The 14,162-nt window shown below is 44.9% G+C and carries 8 protein-coding genes and 3 pseudogenes; 4 read left to right on the forward strand and 7 right to left on the reverse strand.

Features of this window, described 5'->3' with window-relative positions; all coding sequences use genetic code 11:
• Nucleotides 1–202: 202 nt before the first annotated feature.
• The 4 genes and pseudogenes from JCM16496_RS06265 to JCM16496_RS06280 all read right to left on the reverse strand — a co-directional run bounded on the left by JCM16496_RS06265 (nucleotide 203) and on the right by JCM16496_RS06280 (nucleotide 8,131).
• A pseudogene (locus JCM16496_RS06265) lies at nucleotides 203–2,997 on the reverse strand (two-component regulator propeller domain-containing protein).
• 94 nt (nucleotides 2,998–3,091) lie between these two features.
• The gene (locus JCM16496_RS06270; protein WP_025833088.1) at nucleotides 3,092–5,899 is read right to left on the reverse strand and encodes a heparinase II/III domain-containing protein; all 2,808 of its coding nucleotides are present in this window, start codon (nucleotides 5,897–5,899) and stop codon (nucleotides 3,092–3,094) included.
• Between the two features lie 19 nt (nucleotides 5,900–5,918).
• Nucleotides 5,919–7,777: pseudogene (locus JCM16496_RS06275) on the reverse strand (SLC13 family permease).
• A 78-nt stretch (nucleotides 7,778–7,855) separates the two neighbouring features.
• On the reverse strand, nucleotides 7,856–8,131 hold the full coding sequence (locus JCM16496_RS06280) for a putative quinol monooxygenase (RefSeq protein ID WP_005826936.1): 276 nt from the start codon (nucleotides 8,129–8,131) through the stop codon (nucleotides 7,856–7,858).
• A gap of 166 nt (nucleotides 8,132–8,297) precedes the next feature.
• On the opposite strand from JCM16496_RS06280, the gene JCM16496_RS06285 reads away from it, so the two are divergent.
• Complete coding sequence (locus tag JCM16496_RS06285; RefSeq protein ID WP_025833089.1) at nucleotides 8,298–8,582, forward strand: DUF4748 domain-containing protein; 285 nt, start codon at nucleotides 8,298–8,300, stop codon at nucleotides 8,580–8,582.
• A 167-nt stretch (nucleotides 8,583–8,749) separates the two neighbouring features.
• Here JCM16496_RS06285 and JCM16496_RS06290 read toward each other — a convergent pair whose 3' ends face one another.
• A complete protein-coding gene (locus tag JCM16496_RS06290) occupies nucleotides 8,750–9,100 on the reverse strand; it encodes a winged helix-turn-helix transcriptional regulator (protein ID WP_025833090.1) in 351 nt (116 codons plus the stop codon).
• Between the two features lie 213 nt (nucleotides 9,101–9,313).
• Between JCM16496_RS06290 and ung the strand changes: the two genes are divergently transcribed.
• On the forward strand, nucleotides 9,314–9,976 hold the full coding sequence (gene ung, locus JCM16496_RS06295) for a uracil-DNA glycosylase (RefSeq protein WP_005832994.1): 663 nt from the start codon (nucleotides 9,314–9,316) through the stop codon (nucleotides 9,974–9,976).
• A 4-nt stretch (nucleotides 9,977–9,980) separates the two neighbouring features.
• Here ung and JCM16496_RS06300 read toward each other — a convergent pair whose 3' ends face one another.
• The gene (locus JCM16496_RS06300) at nucleotides 9,981–10,688 is read right to left on the reverse strand and encodes a TIGR02757 family protein (protein WP_025833093.1); all 708 of its coding nucleotides are present in this window, start codon (nucleotides 10,686–10,688) and stop codon (nucleotides 9,981–9,983) included.
• A 193-nt stretch (nucleotides 10,689–10,881) separates the two neighbouring features.
• On the opposite strand from JCM16496_RS06300, the gene JCM16496_RS06305 reads away from it, so the two are divergent.
• Entirely contained in the window at nucleotides 10,882–11,739 is an 858-nt protein-coding gene (locus tag JCM16496_RS06305) for an AraC family transcriptional regulator (RefSeq protein ID WP_025833095.1), read from the forward strand.
• A 430-nt stretch (nucleotides 11,740–12,169) separates the two neighbouring features.
• A pseudogene (locus JCM16496_RS06310) lies at nucleotides 12,170–13,064 on the forward strand (DMT family transporter).
• Between the two features lie 6 nt (nucleotides 13,065–13,070).
• Here JCM16496_RS06310 and JCM16496_RS06315 read toward each other — a convergent pair.
• The gene (locus tag JCM16496_RS06315) at nucleotides 13,071–14,087 is read right to left on the reverse strand and encodes an N-acetylmuramoyl-L-alanine amidase family protein (protein ID WP_025833097.1); all 1,017 of its coding nucleotides are present in this window, start codon (nucleotides 14,085–14,087) and stop codon (nucleotides 13,071–13,073) included.
• Between the last annotated feature and the right edge of the window lie 75 nt (nucleotides 14,088–14,162).

Consider the following 14,162-nt stretch of genomic DNA (forward strand, 5'->3'; position numbering starts at 1 on the left):
TTTCAGACCTTGGTTAATTGTTTTACGTTGGTTTAACGATTGCAAATATAGAAGGTAAAAAACAAAAAACACTTCTTTACAGTAGCTAACAAATCTCAACTCATTAGCTTAGACTAGAAGCAAAATAACTATCGGATTATCAACACTTTAATCAATTGAGACTCATAGTATCAATTAATCAATTGAGACTCTAACGGAGGAATTATTCATTAGTCTTGCCTATACTCCGTATGTATTCATTCGGAGTAATACCCATCGCCTTCTTGAAGTAACGGAAAAATGAAGCACGAGAACTGAAACCGCATAATTCGGCAAGGGCACTTAATGTATATTTGGCATATTCATCCTCAACTATCAGCCTCTTGAACTCTGCAATGCGATAGTCATTGATGTAGTCGTAATAGTTACGGTTTAAATGCTGATTGAATAGATAGGAAAGGGTATGTGCCGAAGTATCGAGCATAGCAGCCAAATCAGCAATCTTTAAATCCGGATTAGTATAAACCCTCTTCCCAACCATCAAATTTTCCAGTTCTTTCGCCAATCGACTACATTCTTCCGCACTGACCTTGACAGTTTTGTATTTCTCTTCTGCAACAGCAGGCTTCTCCATTTCAACAACAATAGGAGATACAATATCTACCGGTTTCTCCTCGTTCACCGTCTTTCTTTTTCTACGATACCTCCTCCCTAAGAGACTTATACTCAACACCAGAATGATTCCTCCTCCTATCCCAGCCCACAATCCGAAAGGCGAAGCTATGCAGACCACCATACGAGTTTCCGTTTCCGGTTTTCCCATAAGACGGACTTTAAAGGTATAAGTCCCGGAAGAAAGATTATAATAAGTAACATCTGAATTTCCGGTCATAGTAATCCAGTCCTTGTCTTCTCCTTGCAACTGATATTCATAAGCCATAAAAGCGGGAGAAGTATAAGAAAAATCAGAGAAACAGAAAGTAATATTCTTCTGTGAAGACTCTAATGCAATTTCCAGACCACCATCAGATGTCTGCACCAATGGTGAGTCAGACGGCTTGCCATTGACATAGACATCTGTAATCAGCATAACATAAGGCTTTACCGTTTCTTCTTTCATACGAGACATATCCAGATAAACAAGCCCTTTAGTATTACCAAACCAGAATTTTCCCGACGCATCCCGAACCGGAGGACACAGTGTGAAGATGGAACTGGGAATGCCGTCCACAAAATTATAAGGGACAAAATTATGATGTTTGTCATAACGGAACAGCCCATTACTGGTACCCAGCCATAGCCAATGTTCCTGGTCTTCTATAATAAATACACCATCACGCCCTTCTAAAGGAGTTCCGGGTTGCAGGCGATGAAAGCTGTTCAATGACAAATCTGAAATGAAAAGAGCCCCTTTATCTGGGAAGAAATAAAGGTTGCGGTCAGAATCTTCATAAACGACCCGCACTTTTTCTTTATGAATGAACCTTCAGGAAAAATATCTGTCCGTAACTTGGCAGAGGAAGGATCCCAAATACACATGCCGTTCTCAGTACATACCCACCCTTTACCGGTTGAATCAAAATGAATCTCATACACATTTCCTTCCGGCAGTTTGGAATTGGAACTGGTATAATGGGCAGTCAACTTCCCCTCCCGATAACAATAAATACCGGCAGAGGTTCCTATCCATAGCATTCCGTCCGCATCTTCCTCAATGCAGAAAACATGTCCTTTCTGAAAAGGAATTGTCTCATCGGGCGCAAAATCATGAAGTGTCAAAGTAGAAGGATTAAGGATATACATACCACCACCATAAGTGCCTATATAATACTCACCTTGATAGAACCGGATACAGAACACCATACTGGAACGCATCTGTGAGGTGCGGAAGCTTTTAAAGCGTTTATGCTGCTCATCAATATAAAACAAGCCATCACGAGAACCTATCAGCTTCTCGTGACCACGAATGGAGACAGCACGTATAGGCATATCCTTCGAATCGAAAAAGGGAGGAAAGGCATACGTTGAAAACAAGTCATTCTGATAGAGAGTATAGTCAAGACCGAATTGATAGAAACCAACCCAGACAATCCCTTCACCGTCCACCAGCAATGAATAGACCGAATTGGAACGCAATCCTCCGTCACTTCCCGTTTCATGCCGCAAGGAGCGTACTATTTTTCCCTGCCCGGTATCAATGAAATGTACGCCATTTCCATCTGTACCTACGTATAGCAAGTTTTCACCATCAGTGGATAAGGTAGATATTACATTACAGCCCACACCAATATAAGCTTTGAACTGAGAAGTACGGGTATCAAATTCAACGATACCCCGATCCATTGTAGCAAGATAAAGCATTGCCCCAATCCGGGCTACATCATTGAATGCAGAAGCATCTTTACTGCTGGAATTATCATGATAAGCCGTAATGTTCTTATCCGACAGATGCAAAGAGACAAGACCGCTTTTCGTCGCCAACCACAGCATCTCCTGCTCTCCTTTGCACATCCCCAAGATAGCATTGGCGGAAGAGAAAGTATTCTTATCCAACAAAACTTGTTCAAGCTTTCCCTGCCTATAAATAAACAGTCCTTTTTCAGTACCGATATAGAGTTCTCCGTTACTTGACAAAAGAGTATATACAGGACAATCAATCCTTTCAGGGACAATACGTTCCAATATATTTTGTTCCCGATTCAGACGCCAAAGTCCCATACCGTTTCCCATCCATATCTGCCCGTCATCCATTCCGGCTATTGCATTGACTCTTTTGAGTTTTTCATCAGTACCGGTTATCTGATAATGTTTTATATGGACTCCGTCAAAGCGGTCGAGCGAACTACCGGTACCCAGCCAAACGTAACCATCGGCATCCTTATAAATGGCGTTTACCAACAAGTCCGTAAGTCCGTCCGAAACAGATAGGCCCCGGAAAGCAAACGAATGCGGATAGGCAAATACGCTGACCACCAACAGTAACAGAATAATAAATATGTTTTTCAGTTTATATTTCATCAAATCTGTGCCACAATTAATCCAGCGCAACAAATATAATGAAAAATCCGATAGTGTTTTTTACTCTCTAGAGAAAAAAGCAAAACATCTTAAATCATCGTATCGGAAGTTTCGTCTTTTCCACAGCAGGTGACAGTCTGTACTCTTTATTGTCCACAAAGACAGAGCAACAGCCCGAAGCAGTATAATACCAACCGTCTGCATACCGTTCCAAAAGGACATTGACCGGTACAGACGATTTAATTGTAGCAACGGGAGTTTTCAATAACGTTCCGTTTCCTAAAAAGAATACCGAGCGCTCTGCCTGCCTCTTTCCCCAAAGAGCATAAGATGCAGCAGCATTCATGGAGTCCATCTTGCAAAGATGTAGTGGATTATCGGAGGACAAGATGTAATCAGTACTGCCGTCTTTCTGTTCAACCTTGATACCTACATGACTACCGGATTCTTTACATTCCACTTCCGAAAAAGTAACGGCAGAAATGACGCCCGGCTCTTTAACCGACGATGGTTCATAAACAGCCACAAACGGACGCTCCCAAGCTTCTCCTGCTTGCCGGGCAACAAAAGTCAGGGTGGGCTGTTTCTTAATATCATATGGCATACCCGGTGTACGGCTATATCCTTCTGTCATGGGAGATAAAGCAGTAAAGACTTTCCTTTGCGCTTCCCCCTTCATCCAAAGATTCATGGAAATATCATCTCCGGACTCCTTCATTTCAATGGTAAAGGTAGCCTTCACATCCTTGTCTGTTTCGGCCATCTTTTTATCATAAATATAGGAGTAAGCATACAAATGAGCTCCGGCAAAAGCCAGTTCTTCAGTGGGCTGCAAATTTAAATCCATACCATCCGTTCCGGTCAGCGTCATGGTCTGTCCCAAATTGTGATAGAAATAATCGTGCATCTTGTCTCCACCCTCCACTTTACGGCTACGGAAAATATCCACATAATACCCGGTTTCGGGCCCGGTAGTTACAATTCCCATCAAACGGGTCTGGTCGGAACAGCTTTCCGGCTCACGAAAGTAGACCTCGCTATACGTAACCGGAAAAAACACTCCTTTCTTTGCAGCAGTGGTAGGAAAGCAAGAATTCATACGGAAAGCATGATTGCTTTTCATCACCGGATAGCTGGATATACCATCCACACAGACTGTATTGTGACTGGGAAATTGAGAATAATACTCTGCATAATCAAGGCCACTGTACAAATATAGTCCGATACCGGCATCAGGACCGAGAACATATCCTTTGCCATACAGCTCCATAGAGATGCCATTGGCATGCATATGGTTGCCCTCACTGCCATTCATGGAAATCATAAGACTGTGGCGGGGATTCATGCCATTGCGTTGTACTAACCATGACACATTCGAAGCATAGAACAACGGCGATACATAATCCTCTATTTTCCCGGCCTTAATATCCGGATTCAACGCCAGCGGCTTGTCATCGAAAAAAGAATTGACAGAAACACGGATGTTTCGTTTCTCTCCTGCCTTACCGGCATCAGGATTCAGACACTTTAGCAAGGCCGTAAAATAGTCCTCTTGCTCTTTCTTGCCATTAACTTGGGCATTTTCTATCATACGGACTATGGGAGTGGTATTCAGATAACCGGGATGCGTATCGCCAAACCCGCATATCATACGATTGGGAAACAAGTATTGAGGAGTAGCTGCCACAGCTTTCGGTATAACCGATAAATCTTTCGTAAGGTCAAAACCCAGATTACGGTCAAAGAGGCTGGTGAAATTAGCGTAATCATTCAGCACGACACTGCTATATCCGGGGCATTCCGCCCAAATACCGGTATTCGGGTCATATCCATAACCGGCCAGCCGTTTCAAGCTCCACTGACGAATACTGGAATGGTTGAGCACATAATCTATATAATATTCCCGACCTTTGCCATCAATATAAGACTCATTATCTTCCAGTACCATACCGATATCCATGACATAGCGTGCCTGCATCAAATTCCAGTTGTTATGGGGTACTCCATTGTCTATGATGTTATCTGCCCATTTCTTGAAAGCACCGGCATAAACACCCAATTTATCAGCATAATGGGCACGCAAATAGCCATAGAGGAAATCATAAAGAGGCACTATCTCATGGAGGATATCTTCGTGAATGACTTCAAAAGAAGTCATACCGACCAAAGTCTGCTGATGACCATGGTTCAAATCAACGGGAACATTGCGATAATAGATACCTTGCATATAAGTATCAAAAACTCCCGCAGCCAACCTTGCATATTTCTCTTCATCTGTCAGCCAGTAAAGAAAAGCAGCATCACGGGCAATCCCCATGATTTCACGATTCAGGCTCTCGATATTACGTCCGGTCTTGGAAGGATGCACACTCTCCATAGGGCGTCCAGGCAAGGAATTATTACAGAAAGTGATGTTACCTTCCACATCGTCGTCGTAGGGCACTACATCTTCAAGCCTAGGACGACCATGAGTGGCAAAAGTCCCACGGGTACCGGTATAACGTACTGTGGGAACCGGTGCCTTTTCTCCACCGGCATGGTCGAACGTTTCACCTTTTATATATACATCTGTGGCATGAGACTCCCAATACATGGCCAAACGGGAAAACAACCATTCCGGTTGTGCTTCCGTCAGCCGCGTATATACATCGGTCCTTTTCTGCAATTTTTCGAATATATCTTTCGCCCAAGGTTCATCATTTATCAACTTCAGCGTGGCTTCCTTACCTTTCACATCGGTTAAATAACGCGGATGTTCCTGTGATAGCTGCAGTTTGTTTGTCTGAGCGTGCAACAATAATACGGAAAAGGAGACTGCAATCAATAAAAATATTTTTTCATGGCATACATCTTTTCCCTTAAATACGAATAATGTATTCTTTACACTCAACCGGGAATACATTTTTTCGAAACCGTCGGGCCTAAAAAGGAAACAGCAACGGCAACACAAATACCATCACCACTCCCATAATAATCTGCAACGGGAGCCCCACTTTTATATAATCCATGAATGTATATTGTCCTGCCGGCATCACCAGTGCATTGGGCGGTGTAGAGAACGGGGAAGCGAAACACATGCTTGCCGCAACCGTCACAGCAAACAAAAACGGAACGGGACTTACTCCAATCTGAATCGCACTTTGAAGAGCAATAGGGGCCATCAACACTGCCGTCACCGTATTGCTGATGAACATGGTCATCAATGAAGTGGTGAAATAGATACCTGCCATCAACACAATAGGACCATAACTGCCCAATCCACTTACAAGACTGTTGGATATATATTCCGAGGCACCGGTTTTTTCAAGTGCAAGAGACATGGGGAGCATGGCTGCAAAGAGTACAATCGTTTCCCAGTTTATCGTTTTATAGGCGGCTTCCACATTCCTGAAACATCCCGTCAGCACCATCAGCAAGCCGGCAATCATCACCGCTGTCACCGGGGCCACCGGAATAAAGTCGAAGACCATCATGGCAACCATCAGCACCATGATAGCTGCAGCTATGGGCGCCTTATAATCCAGTGTCACTTTGGCGGCTTCCGCCAAAGGCTGCCCCAATACCACCCAATCGGAATCTTCCTTGCTTATCCGTGCGATGTCCTGCCATGCACCCTGCACCAGCAAAACATCACCACTATGCATACGCTCACGCCCCAAATCGCGCAAGATATATTCCTTCTTACGACGGATGCCCAGTACATTTACATTAAATTTATCACGGAATCCCGCTTCCTTCACTGTCTGGTTCACGATATTGGAAGAAGGCATCAACACGATTTCGGCAATTCCAATGTCATAAAAGTCAAGGGACTTGTCTGCTTTGGAGGCTTCTTCAGTGGTATGCCCGTCGAGCATTTCCATTAAAAAGTCTTCAGCAAAACGGTTTACGTTCGACACCTCTCCCGTAATATAAAGCACGTCGCCCACCCAAATAGTCGTATCGGGTGATGCCAATTTCTGGGTAATAGTTTTCAGGAATCTATGTTGGGAAGAGTCTACACGCCGTACTTCAATGATATTCAGGCCATACTTGCGGCGTACATCCAAGTCTATGATGGTTTTTCCTATCAGACGGGAGTCGTTGACAGCCTCAAACGGAACAGATTGCTGGAAAGTCCGTACTCCTGCACCAGTTGGTTCAATGATTTGCCCGACAATGTTCCGTCATTCTTTTTGCCTTTCTTGGAGAGAAACCATTTGGTCAGAGGCATTAAAACCAAAGTTCCCACTATCACGCACACAATGCCCACCGGCAAGAAGGAGAAGAAAGACAGCGGTTCAAAGCCTGCTCCCGTCAATGCATTCTGAATGACCAAGTTAGGAGGTGTACCGATAAGTGTCATCATACCACCCATGCTGCTGGCAAAAGCCAAAGGCATCAATAGACGGCTAGGATTCATTCCGGCACTCAGTGCCAAGCTCACCACGATAGGCAGCATCAAAGCCACCGTTCCCGTATTGCTCATAAAAGCACCAATGGCAGAGGTAACCAGCATAACCAGTAAGAAGAGTTTCAGCTCGCTTTTGCCTGCCAGCTTTAGAATACGCGAACTTATCATTTTAGCCAGCCCGGTCTGAAAAATGGCGCCGCCCACAACGAACAAGCCCACCATCATAATCACCACCGAGTTGGAGAAGCCGGAAAGGGCCTCTTCAGGAGTAAGAATCTGAAATATCAATAAACCAATCAGCGCACAAAGCGCCACAATGTCCGAACGGACTTTGCCTGCTACAAAAAAGGCAGCGGAGAGAACAAGGATAATAAGGGTAATCAGCATAAATATGTATATTAAGAATGCACAAATATACTTATTTACGCATGATCACACAACCCCTTACTACCTCAAATTACTGATTTAGAACTCGAATTTTTCCAACTTCATGGCAGCCAGCCCCTGGATTTTGGGCACCAGGGCCACAAAATGGTCCGCTTTTTCATGGGCAGACAATGACTCTGCATCTTTCCATGTTTCACAAATCATAAGAACATCGCTGCGAGTGGCGCTCTCAAACACATCATAGGCAATGCATCCATTGTCCTTCAAGGAATATGCGACCAGTTCTTTGGCAGATTCCAATACTGCGGCACGGTTCTCCGCACTTACCTGAATAAAAACATTTAATCTAATCATACTTGTATAAATTTTAAGTGCATCGCAAATTTAAGCAGAATAAATCTCTCCACCAACAAAAGTAAATTGTTATTAATTCCTTTCCCGCCGGATGAACCAATCTCTGGCAAGTATGTTGTCTCATCAGAATTGATTCTAACTTTAACTATTAAAAACTGACTTGATTATGAAATGTAAAGATTCTAATTTCTGGATCGGACTGGGAATAGGTTCGGTTGCCGGTGCATTGGCCTACCACTTCTCCCGTACGGAGAAAGCTAAAAGGCTGGAAGATGCCATATGCCGTGCCATCCACAAAGCAAGTGGCGAAGCCAAGGAGTTCATCAACACTGCTGAAGAAGAAGCATTGCACGTTGGCACCAAAGTAGCGGACAAGATGGCCCATGAGGCCGCAGAGAAAGCTGACAATCTGAAAAACAAAGTTCACAATTTTGCCGATGCCAAGAAATAAAACAAGCACTTGGAAACTTCTGAAGGGGTGTGTCTAAATTCACCACAGATTACACGGATTTGCACAGATAAGCATCTTTGATTATCGGTAGATTAAGCTCATTCTGTGTTAATCCGTGTAATCTGTGGTGAATACCAGTTTCGCCCCCCCCTTTGCATATCGCCCCATCAGCTCTGCAGACTGCGCCGATTCAAAATATCATTCATATGCTCCAATGCCCATCCTACCAAAGATTCAATATGCGGCATCAGGCTACATCCGGTTTCCGTAAGGTTATACTCCACACGGGGAGGAACTTCCGCATAGACTTTCCTGACAATCAGCCCGTCCGTCTCCAATGAGCGCAATGTAACCGTCAGCATCCGCTGGGAAATATCCCCTATGGTTTTCTGTATATCGCAAAAGCGCATCGTTCCATTCGCTTTCAGTGTGACCAGCACAAGCATTGTCCATTTGTCTCCCAACTTGCTCAGTACATCCCGTACCGGACAAGCATCCATACGATGAAAATTTTCCATTCCTTTATTTTACCAATCAGTTCAACCTCAGCAATGGCGGCTTTATGCTTAGTGTCCGGCATTGCACCACAAAAGTAATAAACTTACTCAAAATAACTATCGTTTCATACAATAATTAAAACATTCTTTATACTCGTAAATGCATCCGCCTCATCCGGATTATTTGTATTTTTGCAACATCGTTTCCTATTCATATGTAACTGCAAGACTCTTATGAACGTAAAAATAGAAGAAAGCTGGAGAAAACGCCTGCAAGAGGAGTTTGACAAACCTTATTTTGAGAAGCTGGTAGCATTTGTAAAAAGTGAGTACGGGCATGCCAACGTGCTACCTCCCGGCCATCAGATTTTCCACGTCTTCAACTCTTGCCCGTTCGAGAAAGTGAAAGTCGTCATACTCGGACAAGACCCTTATCCTAATCCCGGTCAGTATTATGGAGTCTGTTTTTCCGTACCGAAAGGAATAGCCATTCCCGGTTCTCTGGCAAACATATTCAAGGAAATACATCAGGACTTAGGAAAGCCCATTCCGACTTCCGGAAATCTGGACCGTTGGGTAGCGCAAGGCGTGTTTCCTATGAATTCCGTCCTCACAGTACGTGCCCACGAAACCGGCTCGCACCGGAACATGGGATGGGAAACCTTCACAGACGCTGTTATCAAGAAACTGAGTGATGAACGGGAGAATCTTGTATTCATGCTTTGGGGAGCATACGCCAAAGAAAAAGCCGCTTTAATCAATAGCAGCAGACACTTGATTCTGACTACCGTCCATCCGTCCCCACGTTCTGCCGAATACGGATTCTTCGGTTGCAGGCACTTCAGTAAAGCCAACGATTTCTTACGGAGCAGAGGGATACAAGAAATAGACTGGTAACACGCTACAATACTCCGCTAACTCCGCTTCCAAACAAAGCAAAATCCCCCAGGCACGGGTCGTCCGGAAAGGCCTCTGCCAGAGCTTCAGTAATCCGGCGGGCATTCTTCAAAGAAAATGTTTCTGTCTCGGTGAGTCCCAAAGCATAGGCCACACGGCAGACATGCGTGTCCAAAGGCACAATCAGGTCCCTGCAATCAAATCTCTCCCAAATACCAAAATCCACTTCCGGACCTTTCCTTATCATCCAGCGCAAAAACATGTTCAGTTTCTTCTGGGGACTCTTCGCCGAGACTTCTAAAAATGCACATAACCTTTCCATCGGATTACCGGCATACGTACATAAGGCATCCTCCAGACTGTCAAAAGCAGAATAGGCAGCATGCAAACGCCTGAAATAAGAATGAAAGTCAGCATAAGAAAGCATTCGGTAAAAACTGTTTCTGTCCGTAGCAGGGAAGTCCTTCTTCCATTGGCAAGATAATACGTATTGATGAGGCGATACCCCCATCAACCTATGCAACTCATCAGCCTTTTTCAATATCTGTTTACGGTTGCCGAAACTCATGATGGCAGTCAGCAACCCACTGATTTCAATATCCTGCTTCCGTTCATAGCGATGTGGAAACTGTACGGGGTCGTTCTGAATGAAGCCGGCGCAATGATAGGCCGCCGCCCACTCCCAAAGTTGTCTTTTAATCTCCTCGGTCATCTGCAAGCATTTGTTTTTTCATCTGAAATGCAAAGATATTGCAAATCGAATGCAAAACTTTCATGCTTGCACGAAAAAGTTGTGCCGGGATATAGCTTATCTTATTTAAAGATATTGCATTTATAGCAACATCGGACAAGTAACCTATTTCTTTTCCTCCTATTTTTGCAACATGAAAAAGCCCAATAGAGCCATGCTGCAGAAAAAGACAACCCAGGAGGAATACCAAAAGTGCGTGAACGCAGTAGTGGATTATATAAATCTGCACCTCGGAGAAGAAATTGACCTGAAATCTTTGGCCAGGATTTCCCATTTCTCTCCCTTCTACTTCCACCGTATCATGAAAGCTTTCCTGGGTGAACCCGTCGGTACGTTCATTGTCCGGACGCGTACCGAAGCCGCTGCCCGGTTGCTTCGTTACTCGGACATGCCGATAGCGGACATAGCCTACCGTATAGGCTACTCTTCGCCTTCGTCACTGTCAAAAGTATTCAAGCAGTTCTATGGCATTTCACCATTAGAGTATCGTAATAATAAAAACTTTGTAATTATGAAACCAGCCATTATTCGTCCGGAACTGGAACTGAAACACGAAATCAAAGAAGTTCCTGCCCGCAATGTGATTTACATCCGCCTCTTTGGCGACTATAAACTGAACGACTATTGCAGCGCATGGATGCGCCTTTGCCAGTTCATCCAGGAAGAAAAACTGCCTATGGGAGAAGTGATGCCCTACTGTATCTATCACGATGACCCCAAAGTGACACCCGCTGAAAAGCTGCGTACCGATGTATGTATGGTCCTACCCTCATTTGCAACGGCCAAAGGAGACATAGGATTTAAACAGCTCGCGGCAGGCCGCTATGCCATATTCCTATACAAAGGTCCATACGAACATCTGCAGGCCGTATACGATACCATCTACGGGAAGTATATCCCCGAAATGGAATGTAGCTTACGGGATGAGTCCAGTGCTGAACGTTACCTGAACAACCCCGCAGATACGGCGCCGGAGGAACTGTTGACAGAAATTTATATTCCGGTAGAGTAGGCAAACTGTTCTGCCGGCGCCATCAGGATTTCTCCCCGGAAGAGTTTAGGAGCCGGGCAGCGAACAAGTATTCGTTCCGCCATGGAGTAAAAATCGTTCCACCATGGTGGAACGATTTTTACTCCGCGGTGGAACGATTTTTACTCCGCGGTGGAACGATTTTTACTCCGCGGTGGAACGATTTTTACTCCGCGGTGGAACGATTTTTACTCCGCGGTGGAATGATTTTTATCTCATGATGGAACGAATAAATATCAGGCAAGCCGGTCGATACGATATTAAATACCCATATCTATACTGTATTGTAAAAAAGGGACATTCCTTTGTCTGTATGCTTGTTTTTATTCACTAATTTTGCACGACGCAATGCGAATCAAGTAATTGATGCAAACAGATAATTTTAAAACCTCCATTAAAATCAAGATAAAAGATGCACAATGCTTCCATAAAAGGGTTTATATATGCGGCTCTCTCCTCTGCCACCTTCGGGCTGGCTCCTTTCTTCACCATTTCATTACTCCTTGCGGGCTTTTCCTCTTTCGAAGTATTGGCCTACCGATGGGGAATAGCTTCACTTGCCCTGGTCGTTTTCGGCATTATGTTGGGCGAGACATTCCGCATCAGCAGGAAAGACTGGGGAACGGTGTTCATCCTCAGCCTGCTCCGGGCAGCTACCTCCTTCAGTCTGGTCATCGCCTACCAGAACATAGCCAGCGGAGTGGCATCCACCATTCATTTCATGTATCCGCTGGCCGTGGCACTGGCCATGATGGGCTTTTTCGGAGAAAAGAGGTCATTCGCCATTCTGTTTGCCGTGTTGGTGTCACTAAGCGGAGCTGGACTTTTGTCATCCGGCAAAATAGACTTTGAAGGAGGAAACACGACCATCGGGCTGATTGCTACCGGTCTGTCCGTATTCTTTTACGGAGGATATATCGTAGGAGTAAGGAAGAGCCGTGCCGTGCAGATTCCCTCCACTGCATTGACATGCTACGTAATGGGGCTGGGAGCCTTGTTCTTTATTATAGGAGGATGTCTGACCGGAGGCATCCGGCTGGCCAATGATACCCACACATGGCTGAATATTCTCGGACTGGCACTGCCGGCAACAGCCATATCCAACATCACCCTGGTAAAAGCCATTAAACACATCGGCTACACTGACTTCCGTCTTCGGGGCTTTGGAACCTCTGACAGCCGTAGCTATCGGTTGCCTGATATTCAATGAAAGCTTCACACCGGCCAGCGCCATCGGCATGGCGTTGATAATAACGGCCGTTACAGTCGTGGTGGTACACGAAAAGAAAAAGGAGAGCCAGAGTTGATTGTCCTTATTTCGCCTTTTTATAATCCGTGATGAAACCCTCCATCATCCACTTGGCCAAAGCCTGGCGGTTCGAACTGATTACAAAACGGCGCTGGTCAAAAGTGTTCTGGATATTTCCCAATTCCACGAATACGGAAGCGGGAGAAGTATTGGCTAGCACATAAAGATTGCGTGCGCTGACAGTTCCGGTAAACCCACGGTTAGGCTGGTGCTTGTCATATTTCGATTCGAAAGTTTTCTTCATGGTCTTAGCCAGACGCTTGCTGTCGGGCTTGCTTTTAGAGTGGTAAAAGAACACATCGGTCTGATGGCTCTTGCTGCGACTGTCCACATGAAGAAAAATGGCACGGCAATATTTATAGTTCTTGCGGTCCTTCTTGTAAAGCTCATTGATTTTGGCGCAACGTTGCCGGAGACGTGCCACTTGGTTCAAGGGTATGGGAGTTCCCATGCATGTCTCACGTTTGCTGTTGGAAAGGTACTTGTCATCACGGATTCCGTCTTTGGCATCCTGGATAATGATACGGACTTCCGCCCCCTCTTGCATCAGGTTACGGGCAAGACGCAAAGCCACATCATAGGCATACTCATCTTCATGCAGCTCTATTTTACCGATTCTGCCGATAGCTCCGGGGTCGGGGCCTCCATGTCCGCTCACTACATAAAAACAAGCGCCCTGCAAACGGTTGGATGTCACTTTTACATCGGCAAGCGCTTTCCCGAACAAAGGTTCATTGATTGTCTTCTTCCCATTGCCGGTCGGCTTTGATAATGGGGGCAGTACATACTTCACTCCCAGCCGCAATTCCTCCTTCCCTTTAAGAAGTTTCTTGTTCAGCTCCAAAAACTCCTTATAATAGGCTCTCCCCGGGCGCTTGTTACGTTCCAGGAAAGCAGAGATTCCTTCTCCACATCTCGGACTATCGCGCTCCTCCTGAGCCGAAGCATTAAAAGCAAACAAAGTGCAAAAGAGGATGGTCAGTAAACAAAGTATGCGTTTCATATTCCAATTATTCATCATTTATTCGGTTCGCTACAAATTTCCAGCCGCTAATTTATAGCATTTTACCATACTTAAGCACAAAATTATAATTTT

Origin of the sequence: Bacteroides rodentium JCM 16496, assembly GCF_000614125.1 — a bacterium.
Lineage (GTDB): Bacteria > Bacteroidota > Bacteroidia > Bacteroidales > Bacteroidaceae > Bacteroides > Bacteroides rodentium.

Excerpts from the sequence above, each read along its gene's own strand:
- JCM16496_RS06270 (WP_025833088.1), bottom strand. The coding sequence starts at position 5,899 with ATGTATTCCCGGTTGAGTGTAAAGAATACATTATTCGTATTTAAGGGA.
- JCM16496_RS06280 (WP_005826936.1), bottom strand. The coding sequence starts at position 8,131 with ATGATTAGATTAAATGTTTTTATTCAGGTAAGTGCGGAGAACCGTGCC.
- JCM16496_RS06285 (WP_025833089.1), top strand. The coding sequence starts at position 8,298 with ATGAAATGTAAAGATTCTAATTTCTGGATCGGACTGGGAATAGGTTCG.
- JCM16496_RS06290 (WP_025833090.1), bottom strand. The coding sequence starts at position 9,100 with ATGGAAAATTTTCATCGTATGGATGCTTGTCCGGTACGGGATGTACTG.
- ung (WP_005832994.1), top strand. The coding sequence starts at position 9,314 with ATGAACGTAAAAATAGAAGAAAGCTGGAGAAAACGCCTGCAAGAGGAG.
- JCM16496_RS06300 (WP_025833093.1), bottom strand. The coding sequence starts at position 10,688 with ATGACCGAGGAGATTAAAAGACAACTTTGGGAGTGGGCGGCGGCCTAT.
- JCM16496_RS06305 (WP_025833095.1), top strand. The coding sequence starts at position 10,882 with ATGCTGCAGAAAAAGACAACCCAGGAGGAATACCAAAAGTGCGTGAAC.
- JCM16496_RS06315 (WP_025833097.1), bottom strand. The coding sequence starts at position 14,087 with ATGATGAATAATTGGAATATGAAACGCATACTTTGTTTACTGACCATC.